Origin of the sequence: Polaromonas sp. (assembly GCF_012927455.1) — a bacterium.
Classification (GTDB): domain Bacteria; phylum Pseudomonadota; class Gammaproteobacteria; order Burkholderiales; family Burkholderiaceae_C; genus Polaromonas.
The window spans coordinates 21,400-44,754 of record NZ_JABBPE010000003.1; the positions used below are offsets into that span (position 1 = coordinate 21,400).

Genomic DNA, 23,355 nt, shown 5'->3' on the forward strand with positions numbered 1-23,355 from the left:
GGCCGCAGGAGAACAAGGACAATGCAGCCAAATGTCAAATACGTCATCAGTGAGGATTCAGCTTGTGCTTGAGAGGTTTTTAAAGTGAGGGTGGTTGACGTCTACGCACGGCTTGCGCAGCGTCCCTGGTTTCAGTGGCTGCGCGAGGAGTTGGTCGTGCCGCCGTTGGAGCCTATTTTGCATCCATCGCCCCGGCGCCTTTGGTGGCTGGGGCTGATGATGCTTTTGGGCAATGCCTTGTTTGCCTGGATCTGGTCGGTCTGGCTGCCGCAACCCTACGAAAACCTGACGCTGCGGGTTATCGCCAGCCTGCTGGGCTTCAGCCTGATGGCGCCGCAAGTGAGCCTGCACCCCGACAGCGCGCTGGTGCAGAAAATTTTTGGTCTCCTGTTCTGGCTGGAGTTACCGGTCTTCTTCAGCTGGATGTACCTGTGCAACAGCGGCAGCGCCGTCTGGCTGGCGACGCTGGCGGTCATGGTGCTGGTTTACTACCATGTCACCGACTGGCGCTTCGCCACCCTGGGCATCATCACGGGCAGCCTGCTGGCTTGGGTGCTGTTTCGCTTCTTGGGACCGGGCGTCCCACCGATCGCGGAAAACCAGCGCATCGTCCATGCCGTGGTGTTTGCATTTGCGTGGACCTGCGCCCTCGTGCTCAGCCTGTCGTCGGCCACTTTGCGGCGGACACAACTGGCGCACGCGCTGACGACCATGGGCATCATGGCGCATGAACTGCGAACGCCGTTGTCTACGGCGGCGCTGATTGGTGACGCGATTGAACTGGAAGTCGAGCGCCAACCGGACAATCCACGCTCGCCGCAGCTGGAAAAGCTGGCTTCGCGCCTGCACGCGCTGGCGCGCAACATGAACCACCAGATCGACACGCAGATCGCCAATGCCAAACTGATGCAGCTGCCGAGCCACGCCGAGCGGATTTTTGCTGCCGAGCTGGTGCAGCAGGTGGTGGCGTCCTATCCCTTCGCCGCCAGCCGCCAGCGTGACTGCGTGCGGGTGCTGATCCACCGTGACTTTACCTTCCTCTCGTCATTCACCCAGTTTTCCCAGGTGCTCGACAACCTGATGAAAAATGCACTGTATTCGCTAATGGCAGCTGACTCCAGGTACCATCCGGGCGCGCTGCGCATCGAAGTCGGCATGCTGCACCAGCGTGGCCGCATCGTCGTGAGCGACGACGGCATGGGCATTGATGCTGCGCTGCTGCCGCATATTTTCAAACCGTTCTTCTCCAGCAACCACGGCACCGGCCACGGCCTGGGCCTGGCTTTTTGCCAGCAAGTGGTGCGCAGCGCGAGCGGCAGCATTTCCGTGAAATCACAATTCGCCGTTGGCGCCACGTTCACGATTGAGTTGCCGCTGGCGGGCTGAGGCTGTGGCCATGACCGTGCTCCAGCGCTGATTTTCAGGAACCCAAATGACTCCGACCCCCTTATCCTTTGCCCTGTACCGCCGCCCGGGCGGCGTGATTTTTCTCGATGACGATAGAGACTACCTTGAGATGCTGGCCGAAGTCATGCCGCCCGACTGGTACGTTCGCATGTTCCTGCGTCCCGTGGCCTGCATTGAGCAGTTGCTGAAGGAGACCCTACAGTGGGAGGCAGACGCCTGGGCACAGCAGGAAATCATCAATCGCTGGCGCGAGGGGGTCTCACTGATTCCGCAGATCCTGCAGTACTGGCGTGACGACGGCATAGCGCGTTTTGCGCTCTCCCGGGTCTGCGTGGTGGACTACGCCATGCCGGCGATGAGCGGGCTGCGGGTCTTGAGCGAACTCACGGGCTGGTCCGGTTCGCGTATTTTGCTGACGGGCCGGGCCGATGAGCAACTCGCGGTATCGGCTTTCAATCGCGGTCTGATCGACCAGTTCATTGCCAAGCAGTCGCCCGGGATTCGCCTGCGCCTGACCGAGGCCATCCAGGGCCTGCGCCACATTCCAGACACACGCCATCAACAGATCTGGCGCGCCACCTTGTCGCGCGCGCAGCATGCGCTGCTGTGTGAACCAGCGATTTCAAAAGCGCTGGAAAAGTTGACGCTGCAGCAGGGCTGGATAGAGCGGGTGGTGATAGGCGCACCGTTCGGCATATTGGCGCTGCACCCGCAAGGTGGCGCAAGCTGGCTGCAACTGGAGCCCTCCGAAAACCTGCAGGAGCTCGCTGAAATGGCCGAATCCCAAGGCTTCGACGCGACCACAGTGGGGGACATCCGCGCCGGCAGACGACTCGTGGACCTGGAACTGCAGCTGGCCCTGGGTGGCGGCCAAAAACCCCGGCCGCAGCAGGCCTTTGCCATCGCCAGCGAGCCGGCGCGCCTGTACGCCGCCATCTTTGCGGTCCCGGAAAGCTTCAGCTCCGGTGAGGCGTCCAGTTACGCGCGTTTTATCACCACCGTGGGCGATCGTGAACTGCAGGACTAGACACCGGGACTAAGAGGAAGCCTGAGCAGCGCGGGCACGCCGTGCGATCGGCCAATCCCAAGGTTTGACGAGGGGCGCAATCTCGCGCGCCACCGCCTCTACGTGGTCCAGTTCCGAATCCATCAGGCCGGCGTTCAACGTGAGCCGCATCATCGCGCGCTTGCTGCTGGTGGCCGGCGCGCAAAACATGGCCGAAAACACGTCGCGCTCCTCCAGTCGGTCACGCAGCACCATGGTGTCGCATTCCATGCCAACTTCAAGCGCGATGATTTGCTGGCTTCCCTGGTGAATCGGGTAACCCAGATCACTCAGGCTGGCGCGCAGGCGCGTAGTGTGCGCCAGCAGGCGGCTGCGTGCCTCATCACTTTGGCGAATCACTTCCAGCGTGGCCGTCAGCCCGGCAATTTCGTGCGGCAGCAAGCTGGAGCTGAAAATATTGGGAAAGCTGGTACAAAAAATGTAGTGCCGCATGTGCGCCGGTGCCGTGAAGAAACCGGCGCGCCCGGCAAAGGCTTTGGCCAGGCTGGCGGTGATGAAGTGCACCCGCTCCGACAAACCGAGCGCGGCGCACAGGCCGGCGCCCTGAGGGCCGTGGGTGCCCAGCGAGTGCGATTCATCGACCAGGATCATGCAGCCGTACTGTTCAGCGACCTCAACGACTTCCACCAGCGGGCAGAGCGCGCCTGTCGTGCTGTAGACGGAATCCACCACCACCAGGCCAGGTCCGGTCCTGGCAATCATGCGCGCCAGGTGGGCCGGGTCGTTGTGCCGAAACGCACAGGCCGGCGCCCGTGCCGCATGGGCGCCCTCCCAGAGGGACGCATGCGCCAGCGAATCCAGATAGACCGGTGTTTGCGCATCGGCAATGGCCTGCAGCAAACCCACATTGGCGGCATAGCCTGACTGGCAGATGAAGCCATCGTCTTTGCCAACCCAATTGGCCAGGGCCAACTCCAGCGCACGGGCTGGATGCTGGTTGAGGTGAAACACGCCGGACTGGACCACAAACTCCTGCTGCTTGCGCAGCGCATCGACCTGGGCCTGGACGATGAGCGGGTGCCCCGTTAAGCCCAGGTAGTCATTGCCGTCCAGCCGTATTGCATTGGAGCCGGGCGGTTTGCCGTGCAGGACAAATTTTCCGCCCCACTGCTGATTCCAGCGCGGTGTGAAGTCGCGTGCGATGCGCTGGGTCAGCTGCGTTCCAAGGGAAGGGTTGCCCAAAGGGCGGGCGGCAGGGGCGAGTTTGCGTTCGAGTGCTTGCATGAAGAGTTCCAATAGAAATGAACTCTCATTGAAAACTGTTACACAAATTGATACGTCTTACCCCCTGTTAGAACTGTCAGGGGTAAAACGCTATCGCCATGAATTATCCAATTAGACTAGAACTATATAACTCATTACTAAATATTTTTGTAGTTATTTTTATTTACTCTAACTGGTCTCAAAAAGTAACTTGTTGCAATACCGCACACCTAACTCTGTTGCCATGGCAGCCCACGAAAGCGCCAGCCTCCCAGATGACCGCGCTGCCCCTGCGCGTCAGCATCTCCTTCGAAGCCTTCCAGAATGTTGTAGGCCTCTATCCCGAGTTCAGTGGCTCGTTGAGCAGCAGCGATAGAGCGGACCCCGCTGCGGCACAACAGCACGACTTTCTTGCCCGGCGGCACGGCGGCTTTCAGGCATTCGTCAAAGCTGGGGTTGACCTCCATGCCAGGCCACTGCTTCCAGGCCAGCGCCACCGCGCCGGGCACATAACCGACCCAGGCGCGCTCGGCGTCGCTGCGCACATCCACCAACACTGCCTGGGCCGACTGCAGCCATGCAAAGGCCAGCTGCGGCAGAATGTCACCGGCGTAGCCCGGCGCCGGCTGTTTCTGCTGTCCCTGGAGCGGAGTAGGAGAGTCCGGTGGGGTGCTGATGCTCATCTGGGAACCTGTCGTATTGAAAGTTGAATCATCTCCATGTTGCGCCGTCAGGCGTGCGTTGGGCAGTAGGCGACCATGGTGAAACTGAAAGTATTTTCCAGCGATCCACCACTGCATGGCAAGTTGAGGAGGCAACTTTTGCAGTGCGCGTTCGATGGCAGGCAAAATCAAGCGAAGCGCAAACACAGCAAGCAACTACCGGAGACTCTAATGCCCCCAAATGGTGACGCCCCTTACACGACGGACTCGCCGCCTACCAAGGCGGACCTCAAGTCCATGGCCAAAATGCTCGCCCCGTGGCAGCCGCCCGAGACCAGCGGCAGCGCCAATAACGCCAACAAAAAGGGCAAGGCCTGCAGCCTCAATGACTTCGATCCTGCAGCCAAGCCTTTTTCTAATGGAGACAAACAGCTTGACAAGGCGGCGGTCGAAGCCCTGGCCAACGAGCTCGACGAGCTGCAAAACTGCTTTTACGGCGACAAACGCTACAAGCTGCTGGTGATTCTGCAGGGCACCGACACGTCCGGCAAGGACGGCGTGCTGCGCGGCGTGTTCGGCCGCATCAGCCCGCTGGGGGTTCGCACCATGGGATGGAAAGCCCCCAGCGAAGAGGAGCGCGCCCACGACTATCTGTGGCGCATCCACCAGGCGGTGCCCGGCGCGGGCGAGTTGATGATTTTCAACCGCAGCCATTATGAAGATGTGCTGGTACCGCCCGTCAATGGCTGGATCACGGCGGCGCAAACAGCGCAACGCTACCAGCACATCAACGATTTTGAACGCATGCTCAGCGAGACCGGCACCGTGATCTTGAAGTTCATGCTGCACATCAGCTTGGACGAGCAACGTGAGCGGCTGCAAGCCCGGCTCGACGACCCTGCCAAACACTGGAAGTTCAGCCTGGGTGATCTGGAAGTTCGCAAACAGTGGAAGCAGTACCAAAAGGCTTACGAAGGCCTGCTCAACGCAACCAGCACTGCCTGGGCGCCCTGGACCGTGGTGCCGGCCAATTCCAAGACTCACCGCGACCTGATGATTGCAAAGCTGGTGCACCATGCCCTGCACAAACTCGATTTGCGCTACCCGCCGGGGGATCCTGCGTTGGAGGGCATTAAGGTCAGCTGACGAGCAAACCCGCGTCAGGGCTCGGCAATATCAGTGGCCGCCCCCCAGGTAGGCCGCCCTGACAGCCGGATCGTCGCGCAGGCTGGCCGCCTCGCCGTGAACCGAGATGCGCCCGTTTTCCAGTACGTAGCCGTAGTCGGCCACCTTCAGGGCGGCGGCGGCGAACTGCTCGACCAGCAGCATGGTCACACCACGCGATTTCAGGTCGGCAATGATGCGAAAAACTTCTTCCACCAAAATGGGCGCCAGGCCCATGGAGGGCTCGTCGAGCAGGACGATTTCGGGGTTCAGCATGACCGCGCGCGCCATCGCCAGCATTTGCTGCTCGCCACCGGACAGCGTCCCGGCTAGCTGGGTGCGGCGCTCCTTTAAACGCGGAAACAGCTCCAGAGCGCGTTCCAGGTCGCCCGGCACATCGCCCTTGGGGCGGCTGCCGGTCAGGCGCGGAAAGGCGCCCAGCAGCAAGTTGTCGGTCACCGTCATGGTGGCAAACACGCGCCGGCCTTCGGGCGAATGCGCCAGGCCCTGCTTGGCAATGGTGTAGGACTCCAGCCCATCGACACGCTTGCCGTGCAGCGTGATTTCACCAGAAGTAGGCTTGATCATGCCGGAGATGGCCCGCATGGTGGTGGTCTTGCCAGCGCCGTTCGAGCCAATCAGCGTGACCACTTTTCCCTTGGGCACCTCCATCGAAATGCCGTGCAGAACCTGCACTTTGCCGTAGCCAGCTTCGAGGTTTTTGATACTCAACATATTGAATTTCTCTTTACTTATGCGGCCGTGCCACCGAGGTAAGCCTCGATCACTTTTTCATCAGCCTGCACCTGGGCGGGCTTGCCTTCAGCGATCTTCTGACCGAAATCAAGCACCGACACCGAGTCGCAAATGCTCATCACCACGTCCATGTGGTGCTCAATCAAAATCACCGTGATGCCGTGGTCGCGGATCTTGCGGATGATGGTGATCAGCTCCTTGATGTCGGGCGCGGTGAGGCCAGCCGCCGGTTCGTCAAGCAGCAGCAACTGCGGATCTAGCGCCAGCGCGCGGGCGATTTCGAGTAGGCGCTGCTTTCCGTAGGGCAGGTTGCGCGCCTCTTCAGTGGCCAGGTCCGCCAGACCGACAAAGCGTAGCAGGCCCAGGCCGCGTTCAGTCGCTGCTTTTTCTTCGCGCTGGTAGCGCGGCGTGTGCAGCGACACGTCAATGATGTTGCTGGCAAAGGTGTGATGCAAACCCACCTGCACGTTTTGAAGCGCCGTCATCTCGCCGAACAGCTGCACGTTCTGGAACGTGCGTGCGATGCCCGACAGCGCGATATCGGACGAGGTGCGGCCCACCACCGAGCGGCCGGCAAACTCGATGCTGCCAGCGGTCGGTACGTAAATGCCAGTCAGCACATTCATCATGGTGCTTTTGCCAGACCCGTTGGGGCCAATCAGCCCGTGAATGGTGCCGCGCTTGACGTGCAAATCCACCTGGTTGATGGCCTTGAGGCCACCAAACTGCATGAGCACGCCTTGTGCGATCAAGAGGTCGCTTCCCGCCTCGCCAGCACCGGCGCTGGTAGCAACCATGACCGCGTCTTTGCCGGTATCGGCCGCCGCCAAGACCCCGGCATCTATATCGACCACCTTGGGCACATGAAACAGGCTTCGGACAAAACCGACGATGCCGTTCTGCAGGTAATACACCACGAACAGAATCATCAGACCGAAAATACTGAGGCGCCAGTCGGTGATCGATTGCAGCCAGAACGAAAAACCGGCCAACGCCATCGTGCCAACGACCGGAATCGCCATGGCTTTTGGGGTGGTGATTTTTTTGACCACCGCGACCACCGCGCCTACCGCAATCAGCAAGGCCAGTGCCGAAGCCACGATGCGGAATAGTTCAAGATCGTCCAACAGTTTGGGCAAAATCACAATGATGGCAGCGCCCAGCAAGGCCCCAGCGCGGCTCTTACGGCCACCCATGATGACGGCCAACAAAAACAATACCGTCAACTCAAAGTTGTAGGTGTTGGGCGAGATGTATTGCTCCGAGTAGGCATAGAGGCAGCCGGCCAGTCCGGCGAAGCCCGCGCTGATCACAAACGCATATACCTTGTAGCGGTAGACCGACACACCCATACAGTCTGACGCGACAGGGCTGCCACGCAAGGCCTCAAAGGCGCGGCCCAGTTGCGATTTAAGAATGCGGTGCACCACCACCAGCGACACCACCATGAGCGTGAACACCAGCCAGTAAAAACCATGTTCATCGAGCTTGTAACTGCCGATGGACGGTTTGGGAATAGTGATGCCTAGCGGTCCTTCGGTAAGAAAAGTCATCTCGTTGATCAAGATCTGGATGATGGTGCCGAAAGCCAGCGTCACCATGGCCAGATAAGGGCCCGTAACGCGCAGGGCCGGCAAGGCCAGCAAAGCACCGAAAGCGGCTGTCACGGCGATGCTGGCGGGAATGATGACCCACAGCGGCGCGCCCAGCTTCATGAACAGCACGCCGGCCGTGTAGGATCCCACACCAAAAAGACCGGCATGGCCAAGCGACACCTGGCCGGTGTAACCCACCACAATGTCCAGGCCGAACAGCAAAATTGCGTAGATCATGATCGTGCCGATCATGTGGATGTAATACGAGTTGCTGGTAAACAGCGGTGCGGCAGCCAGCAGGGCCAGGCCAATCACCGCCGCAATCAAAGTCTTGCGGTTCATCTTGAGGCTTTCTCTTAGACTTTTTTGATGGCGGTTTTACCAAACAGGCCCGCCGGTTTGAAGGCTAGCACCAGCAGCAACAGGACCAGACCGGGCACATCTTTGTAGCCGGTAGAAAGGTAATAACCGGTGGTGGTTTCAGCCACACCGAGGATGATGCCGCCCACAATAATGCCCATGCCGCTGGTCAGTCCGCCAATGATGGCGACCGCAAAAGCCTTGAGCCCCAGCACGGCACCCATGGTGGCGCCAGTCAATGTCAACGGTGCAATTAACGCACCCGCAAACGCGGCAGAGGCGGAGGACAGCGCATAGGAAAAGGTGATCACCAAGCCGGTATTGATGCCCATCAGTTTGGCCGCATCGCGGTCGTTAAACGTGGCCACCACCGCTTTTCCGTAAATCGTCTTGCGATTGAAAAATTCAACCGCCAGCATCATCAGCACAGCACCCACCACCACGAGAATTTCCATGGGCAGCACATTGGCACCAAGAATCTTGAGGGGCGACTCGGGCAGCGGTGAGGGGAACTTCATGTCGTCCCGGCCCCAGACGTTCTCCGCCACGTTTTTGAAAATAATGCCCAGCGCGATGGTGGACATGATCCAGCCGAACTCGCTCTTGATCTTGATCGCGGGGCGCACGCCAATACGCTCGACCAGACCGCCCTGAAACAGACCAAACACAATGACCAGCGGCAGCATGAGCCAGTAATTCACGCCCATATTTACCAGCGTCAAACCGACCATCGCGCCAAGCATGAGTGCATCGCCCTGGCCGAAATTAAGGGTGTCTGAAGTTTGAAATGTCAGCTGGTAGCCAAATGCAATGACGGCATAGATCATGCCCATCGCAATACCGCTGTAGACAAGTTGAAGCAGGATTTCCATAGATTCACTTCCGCGCAATGGCCTTCAAACGGTGGCCGAAAAAAAAGCGCCGCGCCAGCCGTATCAGCTGGCGCGGTTCCATCATTCAATTTGAATCGAAAAACTACTTCTTGACGACTGGCGTGCCCTTCGCGCTGGCGTCTTTCAAGCGAACTTCGGAAGCCTTTTTGAAGTCATCGGGATAGGCATACACCACGCGTTGGCCCTTGACCTCGCCGAAGACAGGGATGTTGGCTGTAATGGCTTCGTGGTCGTTGGCTGTAAATGGTTTGTTGTAGGTGGTCACAACGCCCTCAACCGGAGCCTTCAGCTCTTCCAGCGCAGCCTTGATCTTCGGGCCTTCGGTCGAGTTGGCCTGCTTGATTGCCGCGGCCAGCAGGTACACCGAGTCGTAGCCCTGGGCTGCCGACACTGGCGAGTCGATTCGCGCGTTCTTCGGGTTGAAGGTCTTGAGGTAGTTGATGATGAAGGACTGACGCTTGGGCGTTGTCGGCTCCTGGATAAAGGTTTGCGGCATGCGCGCGCCCTCCCCACCGGGGCCAGCGTTGTCGATGTAGTTGGCCATAGAGAGTGTCCAACTGCCGACCATGGGAACTTTCCAGCCCAGTTTGGTCATGCCGTTGGCAATCTGCGCCAGCTCAGGGCCGATGCCGTAGGTCAGTACGGCTTCGGCGCCGGCTTCCTTGGCCTTGAGCAGTTGGGCGGTCATGTCAACATCCTTGATGTTGAACTTCTCGACGGCGACGGGCTTGATGCCTTTTGCCTCCAGCGCCTTTTCGAGGTCGGCGCGGCCGAGTTGGCCGTAGTTGGTGGAGTCAGCCAGGATTGCGACCTTTTTGAAACCGCGGCGTGTTATGGCTTCTTCCACAATCATCGGCGCCTGAATGCTGTCATGCGCGGAGTTGCGAAAGATGTAATTTTCGGGCTGGTCTTTAAACTGCGTGGTGATGACACTGCCAGTTGCCACGTTATTCATCACAGGAATTTTGGCTTCCTGAAAGAAGCGCTGCGATGCCAGTGCCACACCGGTATTGATGTAACCCACCACAGCGGTAACTTTTTCCTTGTTGATAAGTTCCTGGGCGATTTGCACGCCGCGCTCGTTCTTGGCCTCATCGTCACGCTCAACCAGCTGGATTTTGCGGCCAAGAACGCCGCCAGCCTTGTTGATTTCTTCAGTGGCGAGCCGGACGCCATCACGCATGCTGACACCCATGGACGAAGAACCCCCGGTGAAAGGGCCGGCCACACCGATCTTGATAGGTTCGGCTGCAGCAGCCATTCCAGCGATGCTCAAAACCGCTGACGCAACGGCCAGTTTTGCAAAACGAATGTTCATGTTAGCTCCATAGTGATAAATAAACTTGACGCGCGGTGAACAGCGCGACAACGCCACTTCAGCTCCTGCAGATCGAGGTCGAGCGACTAATCTATCCGACTTGTCGGAAAAATCTGTTAGTGGTTTCCGCAAAAAAACCCCAATACACGGCAAAACGCCGTGAACATTTTTTAGGATTTCACCAAAAATATTTCAAACCTCCTTCTTGCACGATGCACAAGCGCGCAAGAATCTACGGGTTAACCCCACGCCGCAAGCCTCATCCAGCTGCCAGCCTTGCCGATCGCAGCGCGCATGAGGTGCCGTGCGCGCCAGCGCCTGGCGACTTTGCTGGCGTCGTGCATTCAGACGCTGCGGCGAGAGGGGCGCCGTCGTCACCGGTCCCGCTTCGGTGGTCGGACCGGGACAGCTGGCCCCAGGAGCGCACCCGCTGCACCTGCGCACTGCCATGACGCCTTTTCACCGTGCTCCGTATCGCGCTGCGATTTGATGCGAACCAGGTTGCGAGAAACCAGCACCGCCCGGCCCGACGGTCCGCCTTAATGGACAAAGGCAGTTTCACCCCGGCCGGGCGGGTGAGGCAATTGCCGGCAAACCTTGGTAAAAACCCTCTTACACGCCGCGCGCCAAAGGCGAAAGATAACGTGCCAACGTTTTTTTACAAAAGGAGACAAACCATGACAGATATCAAGACCCCCCGCCGCCGCGGCCTGCTGAAAGGCGCTGCTGTCGCCGTCGGCGCGATGTCCGCCCCCATGATCGCCAAGGCACAGACCACGTCTTTTCGTTTCCAGAGCACCTGGCCGGCCAAGGACGTCTTCCATGAATACGCCAATGATTTTGCGAAAAAGGTCAATGACATGGCCGGCGGGAAGCTGAAGATTGAAGTACTGCCTGCCGGTGCCGTGGTGCCCGCATTCCAGCTGCTGGAAGCCGTCAACAAGGGCACGCTAGACGGCGGTCACGGCGTGGTGGCGTACCACTACGGCAAGCAAGCAGCGCTCGCGCTGTGGGGCTCCGGCCCTGCTTATGGCATGGACCCCAACATGGTGCTCGCCTGGCATAACTACGGTGGTGGCAAGGCGCTGCTGGAAGAAATCTACAAATCGATCAACATGGACGTCGTGTCTTACCTCACGGGACCGATGCCGACCCAACCGCTGGGCTGGTTCAAAAAGCCCATCGCCAAAGTCGCCGACATGAAGGGCCTGAAGTTCCGCACGGTTGGCCTGTCGGTGGACATCTTCACCGAGTTGGGCATGGCGGTCAACCCACTGCCGGGCGGAGAAATCGTGCCGGCACTGGACCGCGGCCTGATTGATGCAGCCGAGTTCAACAATGCCACATCCGACCGTATCCTCGGCTTCCCAGACGTGGTGAAAAACTGCATGCTGCAGAGCTTCCACCAGAGTGGTGAGCAGTTCGAAATCCTGTTCAACAAGCCGAAGTACAACGCACTGCCGCAAGAACTCAAGTCCATCATCGACTACGCTGTGCAGGCCGCCAGCGCCGACATGAGCTGGAAGGCGGTCGAACGCAACTCGCAGGACTACATCGAGCTTAAGAAGCAAGGCATCAAGTTCTACAAGACACCCGATGCGATCCTGCGCGCCCAGCTAGAGGCTTGGGACAAGGTCATCGAAAAGAAGAGCAAGGACAATCCGCTGTTCGTCAAGGTGCTGGCCTCGCAAAAGGCCTTTGCGGCCCGCGCCAGTCAGTGGCAAAACGACTACATGGTGGATTTCAAAATGGCCTACAACCACTACTTCAGCAAGAAGAAAGTCTAAGCCCGGACTTCAAGTACACCAGCCATCCGGTTCATCTGGATGGCTGGTTTTTGTTTGTGCGCCCCGCAAGGGCTAACAGGTATTTTTATGCGTGTCCAACGAGTTCTTCATATGGCGGACGAGATCAGCACCTGGGTCGGCAAGGCGGCCGCCTGGCTCATCGTGGCGCTGATGCTGCTGGTCTGCGCCGAAGTCTTCAAACGCTACGCACTCAACGCGCCGACCGCCTGGATTTATGACGTCAACAACATGCTGTACGGCACGCTGTTCATGCTGGGCGGAGCTTACACCCTGGCGCATGACGGGCACGTGCGCGGTGACTTTTTCTACGGCAACATGAAACCGCGCACGCAAGCCTCGCTGGATTTTGTGTTGTATCTGCTGTTTTTCATTCCAGGTATTGCGGCACTCACCTGGGCAGGGTGGACTTATTTTCAGGATTCCCTGGCGATGCATGAACAGACCTTCAATGCCGATCCAATTCCGCTTTACCCTTTTAAGTTCGTCATTCCAGTGGCCGGAGCAATTGTGCTAATGCAGGGCATCGCCGAAATCGTTCGCTGCGTGGTGTGCATCAAGACCGGCGAATGGACCCCACGGCTGAAGGATGCCGAGGAGTCCGATGTGGTGGCGCAGCAACTCGCCGGCAGTGAATACGTCGACGAGGAAGCGCGTCAATTAGCCATCGAGAAATCCATCGGGATGAAGGGCTAAATCATGAGCAACGCAGCACTCGGCATGACCATGCTTTGCCTCATCGTGGTTGTCATCATGATGGGTTTTCCGACGGCTTTTACCCTGATGGGTCTGGGCATGCTGTTCGGCTATGTCGCCTTTTACGATCCCGCAGCCTCCTGGCTGGACAACCGGATTTTCGACCTGATGGTTCAGCGCGCCTTTGGCGCGATGACCAACGAGACACTACTGTCCATCCCGCTTTTTGTGTTGATGGGTTATGTGATGGAACGCGGCGCGCTGGTGGACAAGATGTTTCACAGCGTCCAGCTGGCGTTTCGCAGCGTGCCTGGCTCCCTGGCCGTCACCACCTTGATCATCTGCACCTTCTGGGGCATTGCCAGCGGCTTGGTGGGTGCCGTGGTGGTGCTGATGGGTGTGATCGCGATGCGGCCCATGCTCAACGCCGGTTACGACACGCGGCTGGCCGCCGGCGTGATTACCGCCGGAGGCACCCTGGGCATCCTGATCCCGCCGTCGGTGATGATCATTGTGTATGCCGCCGTGGCCGGCCAGTCTGTCGTCAAGCTCTATGCGGCGGCGATGTTCCCCGGTTTCTTCCTGGCGCTGCTTTATCTCATTTACATCATCGGCTGGGTGCTGATCAATCCGAAAATTGCCCCAAAGCTTCCGCCTGAGCAACAACAGGTGCCGGTGCCGCCTTGGCTCAAGCACCTGTCGAATGCCTATTCCCGCCGCATATTGCCTGCCTTGGCCACTGCGGTGGCTGCGCCGGACAAAGCGCTGCGGCGCAGCGTGGAAGGCGCGCAAATCACCTGGGGCCTGCTGGTTCGCAGCCTGGCGATGTCCCTCGTACCGGTGGCGTTGGTAGCGCTCACGCTGGGTACCGTTTGGTGGTACGTGGTCATTCATTCCCAGGAAGATAACCATAAGCTCCAAATGACGCAGCAAGCGGAAGTCAACACCGATACCGGCGCGACTACTTCCTTGACCAAGCCAGCGGCCAGCGGCGTGCAAGAAGCGCCAGGCGCTACTGGTCTGCAGGAGCCACCCGCCGAAGGCGAACTCAAGGAACTCGGTAATGACGGCGGCCTGGAAGCCCCATCGGGCTCTAGCGAAATGCAGGCCCCCCCCGCAGGTGGCAAAGAACCAATCGAGCCGGCGATGCAGCAGTTGGGCGACCCCGCGGAGCAGGGGCCGCTGACTCCGGCCGTACCTCCAGCCTTTTATACGGGGTTCTGGATCACCTGCGCGCTGGCGCTGCTGCTGCTGGCCTGGTATTACTGGCGTTTTGATGCCGAACAGTTCGAGATCCTCAGAATGCTGGTGTCATCGGTGATGCCGCTGGCCCTCCTGACCTTCTTGGTGCTGGCCGTCATCTTGTTTGGCCTCACCACCGCCACCGAGTCAGCGGCGGTGGGGGCTGCCGGAGCTTTCCTGATGGCCTGGCAGGCGCGCACGCTGAACTTCCAGCGCATCAAGGAAGCGGTGTTCCTGACCGCCAAGACCACCTCCATGGTGTGCTGGCTATTTGTCGGCTCGGCGCTCTTCTCGGCCGTATTCGCCCTGCTAGGCGGCCAGCGTGTGGTGGAAGAATGGGTTCTGTCCATGAACCTGTCGCCGATGCAGTTCCTACTGCTGTCGCAGGCCATCATCTTCATTCTCGGCTGGCCGCTGGAGTGGACCGAGATCATCGTGATTTTCGTGCCCATCTTCCTGCCGCTGCTGGCGCATTTCCAGATCGATCCCATCTTGTGGGGTGTGCTGGTGTTCGTCAACTTGCAGGCGGCCTTCCTGTCGCCACCGGTGGCCATGTCAGCCTTTTACCTGAAAGGGGTGTCGCCGGCGCACGTGACTATCAACCAGATTTTCGCGGGCATGATGCCCTATATGCTGATCGTCATTCTCTGCATGGTGTTCATGTACATCTGGCCGGGGCTGACACTGTGGCTGCCCAACTACCTGTACGGTGGCGGCTAATTCTTCCAGCCTGAGTATAAAAAAGGGTGCTTGGGCACTCGTTTTTAGGCAAAGCAGGTAAGATTGACGTTTACGTAAACGTCAACTAGAACCACAATTTCGTTGAGTATTGCCTTACCCTCAAGTCGCAGCTACCCGGAGATCTGCATGACCGACCTGTCCGCCGAATACAAAGCGCTCGCCAATTACCGCCCCACGCACAAGGTGCGTTTTGTCACGGCCGCCTCGCTGTTCGACGGACACGATGCCGCCATCAACATCATGCGGCGCATTTTGCAGGGCATGGGCGCCGAGGTGATTCACCTGGGCCACAACCGCAGCGTCGAAGAGGTGGTGACGGCCGCCCTGCAGGAAGACGCGCAGGGCATCGCCATCAGCTCCTACCAGGGTGGCCATGTCGAGTACTTCAAATACATGGTCGACTTGCTGAAAAGCCGCGGCGGCGAGCATATCCAGGTCTTTGGCGGCGGCGGCGGCGTGATTGTGGGCCCGGAAATCCGCGAGCTGCAGGCCTACGGCGTGGCGCGCATTTTCAGCCCCGAGGACGGCCAGAAGATGGGCCTGGCCGGCATGATTGGCGAAATGGTGATGCGCTGCGACCAGGACCTGACCGGCTTTGCGCCGACCGACGTGCAAGCCATCGAAGGCCATGGCGAAATGGCCTGGCGGGCGCTCGCGCAACTCATCACTGCGCTTGAAAACGAGAAGGCTAATGAGGCTGTAGTCCAAGCGGTACGGGCGCAAGCTGCTATCAAAAAGATACCAGTTTTGGGCATCACGGGCACCGGTGGCGCCGGCAAGTCATCGCTCACCGACGAGCTGATCCGCCGGCTGCGGCTGGACCAGAACGACCAGTTGCGCATCGCCATCATCAGCATAGACCCGTCGCGCCGCAAGAGCGGCGGCGCCCTGCTGGGCGACCGCATCCGCATGAACGCCATCAATCCCTGGAATTCACAGGCCCCCACGCTTGTCGCTTCGCGTGCCGCGCTGCCCCCCGAGGGGGCTGAACTTGCTTGGGGCGGCCCGGCGCTGCGTTCGTTGCCACCCGGCGGCCAACGTGTTTTCATGCGCTCACTCGCCACGCGCGACTTCGGCTCGGAAATCAGCCCGGCCTTGCCCGACGTGATTGCCGCCTGCAAGGCCGCCGGCTTCGACCTGATCGTGGTTGAAACCTCCGGCATTGGGCAGGGCGACGCCGCCATCGTGCCGCATGTCGATGTGCCGATGTATGTGATGACGCCGGAGTTCGGCGCCGCCAGCCAGCTGGAAAAAATCGACATGCTGGACTTTGCCGAGTTCATTGCCATCAACAAGTTTGACCGCAAGGGCTCGCTCGATGCGCTGCGTGATGTGGCAAAACAGGTGCAGCGCAACAAGGAAGCCTGGAGCACGCCGGCCGATCAGATGCCGGTGTTTGGCACCATGGCCGCGCGCTTTAACGACGACGGTGTGACAGCGCTGTACCAGGCGCTCAAGCCCCGCCTGGCCGCGCTCGGCCTGCATTTTGAGGACGGCATACTGCCCGAGGTCAAGGTGCGCCACAGCACCAACCAGACCCCCGTGGTGCCGGCGGCCCGCACGCGCTACCTGGCCGAAATTACCGATACCGTGCGCGGCTACAAGAAACGCGGCCACGAGCAAGCCACGCTGGCCCGCGAAATCCAGCAGTTGCGCGCCGCCGCCGCCATGCTGACCGCGAGCAAGCCCGACAAGGCCCGAGCCGCCGAGGCCGCCATCGACCTGGCGGTGCAGCGCGAGCAAATTCAGGAGCCGTCTGCTAAAAAACTGCTGGCCCAGTGGCCGTTGATGCAGAAAGCTTATGCCGGCGACGAATACGTGGTGAAGATCCGCGACAAGGAAATCCGCACGGCGCTGACCACCAAATCACTTTCCGGCACCACCATTCGCAAGGTTTGCCTGCCCAAATACGAAGACCACGGTGAAATCCTCAAGTGGCTGATTCTGGACAATGTGCCCGGCAGCTACCCCTACACAGCCGGAACCTTTGCCTTCAAGCGCGAGGGCGAAGACCCGACCCGCATGTTCGCCGGCGAAGGCGACCCGTTTCGCACCAACACGCGCTTCAAGTTGCTGAGCGACGGCATGGCCGCGAAGCGCCTGTCCACCGCGTTTGACTCGGTCACGCTGTATGGCAACGACCCGCATGTGCGGCCTGACATTTACGGCAAGGTCGGCAATTCGGGCGTGTCGATTGCCACGCTGGACGACATGAAGGTGCTGTACGGCGGCTTTGACCTGTGCAGCCCGACCACCAGCGTGTCCATGACCATCAACGGCCCGGCACCGAGCATTCTGGCCATGTTCATGAACACCGCCATCGACCAGAACCTGGAAAAATTCAAGGCCGACAACGGCCGCGAAGCCACCGATACGGAAGCCCTGAAGATCCGGGAATGGGTGCTGGAGAACGTGCGCGGCACGGTGCAGGCCGACATCCTGAAAGAAGACCAGGGCCAAAACACCTGCATCTTCTCGACCGAGTTCAGCCTGAAAGTGATGGGCGACATCGCCCAGTACTTCGTGCACAACCGGGTGCGCAACTTCTACAGCGTCTCAATCAGCGGCTACCACATCGCCGAAGCCGGCGCCAACCCGATCAGCCAGCTGGCCTTCACGCTGTCCAACGGCTTTACCTTTGTGGAAGCCTACCTGGCGCGCGGCATGCACATCGACGACTTCGCGCCCAACCTGTCCTTTTTCTTCAGCAATGGCATGGACCCCGAATACACCGTGATGGGCCGCGTGGCGCGCCGCATCTGGGCCGTCGCCATGAAAGAGAAATACGGCGCCAACGAACGCAGCCAGAAGCTGAAATACCACATCCAGACCTCAGGCCGCAGCCTGCACGCGCAGGAAATCCAGTTCAACGACATCCGCACCACGCTGCAGGCGTTGATCGCGATTTACGACAACTGCAATTCGCTGCACACCAACGCCTTTGACGAAGCCATCACCACGCCGACCGAAGACTCGGTGCGCCGCGCCATGGCGATCCAGCTCATCATCAACCGCGAATGGGGCCTGGCGAAAAACGAAAATCCGTCACAGGGCGCTTTCATCATCGAGGAGCTGACCGAACTGGTCGAAGAAGCCGTGCTGATCGAATTCCAGAACATCGCCGATCGCGGCGGCGTGCTGGGCGCGATGGAAACCGGCTACCAGCGCGGTCGTATCCAGGACGAATCGATGCATTACGAAATGCTCAAGCACACCGGCGAGCTGCCCATCATCGGCGTCAACACCTTCCGTAACCCGCATGGCGACGCGGTTCACGACAAGCTGGAACTGGCGCGCTCGACTGATGAAGAAAAGCAGAGCCAGCTGACGCGGCTGGCCGACTTCCAGCAGCGCCACGCCAAAGAGTCACCGGCGATGCTCAAACGCCTGCAGACGGCGGTGATCGAGAACAACAACGTGTTCGAAGTGCTGATGGACGCGGTGCGCGTCTGCTCGTTGGGGCAGATCACCAACGCGCTGTTTGAAGTGGGCGGGCAGTACCGCCGCAATATGTAAAAAGGCGAAACGCATGGGCCTAAAATATTCCCTTATTCATTAGGGAAGAATTAACGATGGCAATGCGAAATTCAGTGGCACTGGCCACTTTGCTGGTGTCAATGTTTGTCGCTTTTCCGGCCATCTGCCAGCCCGTCAAAGCCATTCCGGCAGCAAGCCTGGACCTGGCTGCGCGCCTGCAAGAGGAGGAAAGCCATCCGGGTCAACGCGAGGCAGCCTACAAGGCCGGCGGCAAGGTCGCGGCTTTCTGCGCCAACTGTCATGGCGAGGGCGGCAACAGCAACAATGCCGCCATTCCCAACCTGGCAGGGCAGAACCCCACGTATTTGCTGGAGCAGCTGCGCCAATTCAGCGATGGGAGCCGCCGCAACGAGTTCATGGAGCGAATGATCAAGGCTCTCAGCCCCGCCGAAAAAATCGGTATCGTTGTTTTCTATTCCAGCCAGGAAGTCACGCACAAGCCATCGGCGAACGCCGCACTGGTCGGCCAGGGATTGGCGTACTACAACAATGTTTGTGCGCGTTGCCATGGCGCGCAGGGTCGCGGAAATGCGAAAGTCGCACGAGTCGCCGGACAGCAGCCAGACTATCTGAACGTGACGCTCAAGCGCTACCGGGACGGTTCAGGTGTGCGCAACGAGCCCCTGATGGCGGCCAATACGCGGCTGATGACAGACGCCGATATCGCCGCCGTCGTTGCCTACGTCTCGTCCATGAAATAGGAGGTCTTGCGCCTGCCCGCTGCGCGCGCAACGGGTGCGGCAAGACCATCCAGGCAAAAAAAAACACCTGAGGCGCCATAGGCTTGAGGTGTTCAGGTGGCAGGCGCGGCGGCGAACAGACAACTCCCGCCGACGCGCAATTAACCGCCTTTTTTCGGGCGTTTGCCGGCGTTTTTCTTGTTGCGGGTTGAAGAACCGCGCTCAAGGCTGATCTTCTGGCCATGGCCAGAGCTGGGGGTGAAGCCCTTGGGGGGCACTGGCTTGGGGGCGCAGATGTCGGCTTCGACTCTGATTTTCTTGGGCATGAAGACTCCGGGTTTAAAAATGGCTTAACGCGTGATTTTAAGCCACAGCGCTACACCGGCTTGCGCAGCGGCAGGTTGATCAGCAAATTCTGTGGTTTCAACCTGAACACGCTTTCGGTATTCATCATCAGTCCCAGATAAACCGGCTTGCCCGCCACATCGGCGCGCATCTCCTGCGGATCGGCAAAATCCAGCCGGAACAGGCTGACCAGGCGCTGCATCCGGTCCGGCTCAATCTCTTGGCCTTCATACAAATCGTTGAGTAGCGCCGTCGCTTCAACATCCAGTCCGACGTGCCAGCGCCAAGCCGCGTCATCGACTTTTTGCAGCGGCTTGATGCTGACGGCGATGCCCAGAAAGTGTTGCACCCACCTGGCCAGCACGCTGGTCAGCGCCTTCAGTCCTGATCGGGCGCGCGTCATCTTGAACACCAGACCGTGGCTCAGGTCGTTGCTGACTTCATGGGTCAAATCGAGCAGAAAGCTGTGGCGACCGCTGCTTTGCCAGTAGTCGGGCGCGTTGATGTCGGTCAGCACCTGCATGTCAATACTGCGCAGCGGCGCCTTGGCTTCCGCCAGAAAGCGCCCAAAGTCGCCCAGTCCGCCGGTCTCATGGAGCATGTCGATCACCTCGCGGTCACCGCTCAGCACTTGGCCGTCCTGCGTGCTGATACGCTGGCTGCGAAACAGCATTTCTGCGGCGCGCAGCTCGTAGGCATCGGTGCCCTGTTCCAGCAGGCTGTGCGTGATGGCCTGCACCAGCAGATCGATGAAAAGCGGCGGGATGTCGATGCGGCCCGCGCCGTCGCGCGGAAACAAACTCAGGTAATAGGCCTCCAGCGTGCCGGCGGCCAGCAGGCCATCGCGAAAGCGCAGAAACAGCGTATAGCTTTCCCGCGCATCGGCATCCTGCACGGCCTGCAAGGCGCTGACCGCGACCAGACCCGAAGGAGAATTAACCAGCGCCGCGTGCAGGGCACGCTCGGCCGGGCAGGATTCGGGCAGCAGCGCCAGCTCGGGCCGGGCCAGAAAAAGCCGCAGGTAGTCGTCGGTGGGCAGCAACCAGCCGCGCGGGTTGCGCTGAAGCTGAAGAAACCCACTAGAAGGCCAGAAATTTTGCATGGACGCAATCGTCGCATATTGCACGGCTGGTTTTTTATTGCCTCTAAAGCGCTACTGTTTTAATAGCTGCTTGCGCCTGTATTTATTGGGCTAGACCCATATTTCATTACTTATTTTGCGTTCAGACGGTCGGCTGGCCAGCCAGTGTTATGCCTTACATCCGCTTGCATGACCTGACCAAATGGCGCACTCTTTACCGGCGCTTAGCAGCCCCACCCGCCGGCTGGCCCGTTATCAGGCTTAGTGCCTCATCAAATGCGGCATGCAACACAGGAAGTGAGCGACCACATGACAACATCCCGCATTGAATCCCGCACTGTTTTGGCAAGCCCTGGTTTTCGGTTTCTCCCGCGTTTTATGGGGAATTTGCTGCTGTTCGCCGCCCCGTTGCTGCTGTCGCTGGCAGCGCTGCCCTCCGTGGCATCGGCGCAGAACACCACGCAGCAAGGCGCGCCGCTAGACCCCCCGGGCCGCGTCGGCCGGCTCAGCCTGACCGAAGGGGCCGTGAGCCTGGCGCCGGCCGACCGCGACGGGCGGCCCGGCAACGATGCATGGACCCCCGCGTCGCTGAACAGGCCCCTGACCAGCGGCGACAAATTGTGGACCGGCCCCCGCGCCCGCTCGGAACTGCACATCGGCTCAACCGCGGTACGCATGAGCGAGCAGACCAGCCTGGATTTACTGGCCCTGGACGACGACGTGACCCAGCTGCGCCTGGCGCAGGGCAGCCTCAAGCTGCGCGTGCGCACCTTGTTTGAAGGCCAGCGCCTGGAAGTCAACACGCCCAACCTGGCTTTCGTCATTACCCAGCCTGGCGACTACCGCCTCGACGTCAACCCCGCCAGCGACGTCACCCGAGTGGTGGCGCAGTCGGGTGGCGGCGTGATTTATGGCGACAACGGCGCGCGGGTAGAGCTGGGCAGCCAGCAACAGGCCAATTACAGCGGCACGCAACTGACACCCGCCGCACTGGGCGCCGCGCAACAAGACGGCTTTGACGCCTGGGCCACGGCGCGCGACCGGCGTGAGGACCGGTCGGTGTCGGCGCGCTATGTGCCACGCGAAACCGTCGGCTACCAGCAACTCGACAACTACGGCGACTGGAGTCAGGATCCGACCTATGGCGCGGTCTGGCAGCCGCGCGCCGTACCGGCCAACTGGGCGCCCTACCGGGCCGGCCACTGGAGCTGGATAGCGCCCTGGGGCTGGACCTGGGTGGACGACGCGCCCTGGGGCTTTGCCCCGTTTCACTACGGCCGCTGGGCCCAGATCGGCCCGCGCTGGGCCTGGGTGCCGGGGCGCATGGCAGCGCAACCGGTCTACGCTCCGGCGCTGGTCGCCTTTGTCGGCGGCAGCAGCGGCGGCGTGAACTGGAACATCTCGATCGGCTCGGGCGGCCAAGCGCGGCCCGGCCTGGGCTGGTTCCCGCTGGCACCGGGCGAGGCCTACCGTCCGGCTTACCGAGCCAGTCCGCGCTACGTGACTCAGGTCAACCAGAACATCGTGGTCAACAACACGGTGAACGTGACTAACATCTACCGCTACCAGCGCCAGCCCGCCGCCGTCACGGCGGCCAGCCGGGAAGACTTTGTGCGTGGCCGGCCTCTGCGTGGCAGCCAGCAGGTGCTGAGCGCCATCGACTTGAACCGCGCCCAAGTTGTGCGCGACCACAGCGCGCTGCCGCAGCGCCCTGAACGCAACGAGCGCGAACGGCCAAGGTCTGTTGCAGCCGCCGCCCTGCCACCTGCCGCGCTGGCCGCACGGCCTGTCGTGGGCAGTCGTGACGAGCGCCGCCAAGAAAGGCGCGATGACAGGCGGCCAGATGAAAACCGCGCTGAAAAACGCGATATGGGCCAGCCCGGTCGTATCGACAATCGTTTGAACGGCGCTGATGACGCGCGCCGCGCTGGCCGGCCCGACAACAGGGAGCGCAATGGCCGCACCCTGCCGCCCGTGTCTGCGCCGCCAGCCGCCGTCGGACTTCTGGGCGCGCAGCCACCTGTCACCAAGCCGATGCCGGTCGCGCCGCCGGGCGCGCGTCCAGCCCAGTCGCCGCCTATTGACCGCACCGCCCAGGAAGCCGAACAACGGGCCAGGCGCGAGCAGCAGCGTCAGCAACGTGACGTAGACCGGAAGCAAAACGTCCAGCGCTCGCCAACTGAAGCATCGCCGGGGCAGCGCGCCATGCGTGAGCAGCCGCAGAAAAACGGCAACGCCCCGCCAGCGGCTGTGCAGGCGCCAGCCGCACCGGAGCGTCGTGCGGCAGAGCAGGCGCAGCAACTTGAGCGTGACCAGCAGCGCCAGCAAACCGAAGCGGCGCAAGGCCAGCGCGCCCAGCGCGAGCAGGTACAAAAGCAGCAGGCATCCGATCAGGCCGCGCTGGCACAGCGACAACAGCAACGTGCCCAACAAGACCAGCAGGGCCAAGCCCGTCAGCAACAGGCACAACAGCAACTGCGTGACCAGCAGCGCCAGCAAAACGAAGCAGCCCAAGGCCAGCGCACCCAGCGTGAGCAGGCGCAAAAGCGGCAGGCATCCGATCAGGCCGCGCAAGCACAGCAACAACAGCAACGTGCCCAACAAGACCAGCAACGCCAAGCCCGCGAACAGCCGCAACCGCCGCCACAGGAGCGGCAAAGGGCACCAGACCCGGAACGGCAGAAAAAGCGCCGGGCAGACACCGCCAACACAGCGGGCAACCCCCAGCCTGATGGCGAGCCCAATCGCAACCGCTAGGCCACGTCGCATTTTGGACCCCGCCTTAGTTCGCTATGTTTTTTATA

The 23,355-nt window shown here is 60.5% G+C and carries 17 protein-coding genes; 9 read left to right on the forward strand and 8 right to left on the reverse strand.

Annotation, left to right across the window (positions count from 1 at the left end):
• The first annotated feature begins 84 nt into the window (after nt 1–84).
• Nucleotides 85–1,386: a HAMP domain-containing sensor histidine kinase gene (locus tag HHJ18_RS04495; protein ID WP_296911985.1), complete on the forward strand. Its 1,302-nt coding sequence runs from the start codon at nt 85–87 to the stop codon at nt 1,384–1,386.
• Nucleotides 1,387–1,432: 46 nt separating this feature from the next.
• Nucleotides 1,433–2,434 carry a response regulator gene (locus HHJ18_RS04500; RefSeq protein ID WP_296911987.1) on the forward strand — a complete coding sequence of 334 codons (1,002 nt, stop codon included), beginning with the start codon at nt 1,433–1,435 and terminating at the stop codon, nt 2,432–2,434.
• Nucleotides 2,435–2,443: 9 nt separating this feature from the next.
• Here the strand turns inward: HHJ18_RS04500 and cqsA are convergent, their stop codons facing one another.
• Together cqsA and HHJ18_RS04510 are read right to left on the reverse strand one after the other, a co-directional pair.
• Nucleotides 2,444–3,697 (reverse strand): alpha-hydroxyketone-type quorum-sensing autoinducer synthase, encoded by a 1,254-nt coding sequence (cqsA, locus tag HHJ18_RS04505; protein WP_296911988.1) that lies wholly within the window; start codon nt 3,695–3,697, stop codon nt 2,444–2,446.
• A gap of 209 nt (nt 3,698–3,906) precedes the next feature.
• Nucleotides 3,907–4,359, reverse strand: coding sequence for a rhodanese-like domain-containing protein (locus HHJ18_RS04510; protein ID WP_296911990.1), 453 nt, complete (start codon nt 4,357–4,359; stop codon nt 3,907–3,909).
• 210 nt (nt 4,360–4,569) lie between these two features.
• On the opposite strand from HHJ18_RS04510, the gene HHJ18_RS04515 reads away from it, so the two are divergent.
• Complete coding sequence (locus HHJ18_RS04515) at nt 4,570–5,484, forward strand: PPK2 family polyphosphate kinase (protein ID WP_296911992.1); 915 nt, start codon at nt 4,570–4,572, stop codon at nt 5,482–5,484.
• 30 nt (nt 5,485–5,514) lie between these two features.
• On the opposite strand, the gene HHJ18_RS04520 is transcribed toward HHJ18_RS04515, so the two are convergent.
• The 4 genes from HHJ18_RS04520 to HHJ18_RS04535 all read right to left on the reverse strand — a co-directional run bounded on the left by HHJ18_RS04520 (nt 5,515) and on the right by HHJ18_RS04535 (nt 10,424).
• Entirely contained in the window at nt 5,515–6,237 is a 723-nt protein-coding gene (locus HHJ18_RS04520) for an ABC transporter ATP-binding protein (RefSeq protein ID WP_296911994.1), read from the reverse strand.
• A gap of 17 nt (nt 6,238–6,254) precedes the next feature.
• The gene (locus HHJ18_RS04525) at nt 6,255–8,195 is read right to left on the reverse strand and encodes a branched-chain amino acid ABC transporter ATP-binding protein/permease (RefSeq protein WP_296911997.1); all 1,941 of its coding nucleotides are present in this window, start codon (nt 8,193–8,195) and stop codon (nt 6,255–6,257) included.
• A 14-nt stretch (nt 8,196–8,209) separates the two neighbouring features.
• Nucleotides 8,210–9,085 carry a branched-chain amino acid ABC transporter permease gene (locus tag HHJ18_RS04530; RefSeq protein ID WP_296911999.1) on the reverse strand — a complete coding sequence of 292 codons (876 nt, stop codon included), beginning with the start codon at nt 9,083–9,085 and terminating at the stop codon, nt 8,210–8,212.
• A 103-nt stretch (nt 9,086–9,188) separates the two neighbouring features.
• The gene (locus tag HHJ18_RS04535) at nt 9,189–10,424 is read right to left on the reverse strand and encodes an ABC transporter substrate-binding protein (RefSeq protein ID WP_296912001.1); all 1,236 of its coding nucleotides are present in this window, start codon (nt 10,422–10,424) and stop codon (nt 9,189–9,191) included.
• 677 nt (nt 10,425–11,101) lie between these two features.
• Here HHJ18_RS04535 and HHJ18_RS04540 point away from each other — a divergent pair.
• The 5 genes from HHJ18_RS04540 to HHJ18_RS04560 all read left to right on the forward strand — a co-directional run bounded on the left by HHJ18_RS04540 (nt 11,102) and on the right by HHJ18_RS04560 (nt 19,146).
• Nucleotides 11,102–12,211 carry a TRAP transporter substrate-binding protein gene (locus HHJ18_RS04540; protein ID WP_296912003.1) on the forward strand — a complete coding sequence of 370 codons (1,110 nt, stop codon included), beginning with the start codon at nt 11,102–11,104 and terminating at the stop codon, nt 12,209–12,211.
• An 87-nt stretch (nt 12,212–12,298) separates the two neighbouring features.
• Nucleotides 12,299–12,925 carry a TRAP transporter small permease subunit gene (locus tag HHJ18_RS04545; RefSeq protein ID WP_296912006.1) on the forward strand — a complete coding sequence of 209 codons (627 nt, stop codon included), beginning with the start codon at nt 12,299–12,301 and terminating at the stop codon, nt 12,923–12,925.
• Between the two features lie 3 nt (nt 12,926–12,928).
• Nucleotides 12,929–14,887: a TRAP transporter large permease subunit gene (locus tag HHJ18_RS04550; protein ID WP_296912008.1), complete on the forward strand. Its 1,959-nt coding sequence runs from the start codon at nt 12,929–12,931 to the stop codon at nt 14,885–14,887.
• Between the two features lie 147 nt (nt 14,888–15,034).
• On the forward strand, nt 15,035–18,424 hold the full coding sequence (gene icmF, locus HHJ18_RS04555; protein WP_296912009.1) for a fused isobutyryl-CoA mutase/GTPase IcmF: 3,390 nt from the start codon (nt 15,035–15,037) through the stop codon (nt 18,422–18,424).
• Nucleotides 18,425–18,480: 56 nt separating this feature from the next.
• Nucleotides 18,481–19,146 carry a c-type cytochrome gene (locus HHJ18_RS04560; protein ID WP_296912011.1) on the forward strand — a complete coding sequence of 222 codons (666 nt, stop codon included), beginning with the start codon at nt 18,481–18,483 and terminating at the stop codon, nt 19,144–19,146.
• Nucleotides 19,147–19,286: 140 nt separating this feature from the next.
• Here HHJ18_RS04560 and HHJ18_RS04565 read toward each other — a convergent pair whose 3' ends face one another.
• Both HHJ18_RS04565 and HHJ18_RS04570 read right to left on the reverse strand, forming a co-directional pair.
• Nucleotides 19,287–19,451, reverse strand: coding sequence for a hypothetical protein (locus tag HHJ18_RS04565; RefSeq protein ID WP_296912013.1), 165 nt, complete (start codon nt 19,449–19,451; stop codon nt 19,287–19,289).
• A 50-nt stretch (nt 19,452–19,501) separates the two neighbouring features.
• Entirely contained in the window at nt 19,502–20,572 is a 1,071-nt protein-coding gene (locus HHJ18_RS04570; protein WP_296912015.1) for a DUF6352 family protein, read from the reverse strand.
• A 357-nt stretch (nt 20,573–20,929) separates the two neighbouring features.
• Here HHJ18_RS04570 and HHJ18_RS04575 point away from each other — a divergent pair, with 357 nt between their 5' ends.
• Entirely contained in the window at nt 20,930–23,308 is a 2,379-nt protein-coding gene (locus HHJ18_RS04575) for a DUF6600 domain-containing protein (RefSeq protein WP_296912017.1), read from the forward strand.
• The last annotated feature ends 47 nt before the right edge of the window (nt 23,309–23,355 follow it).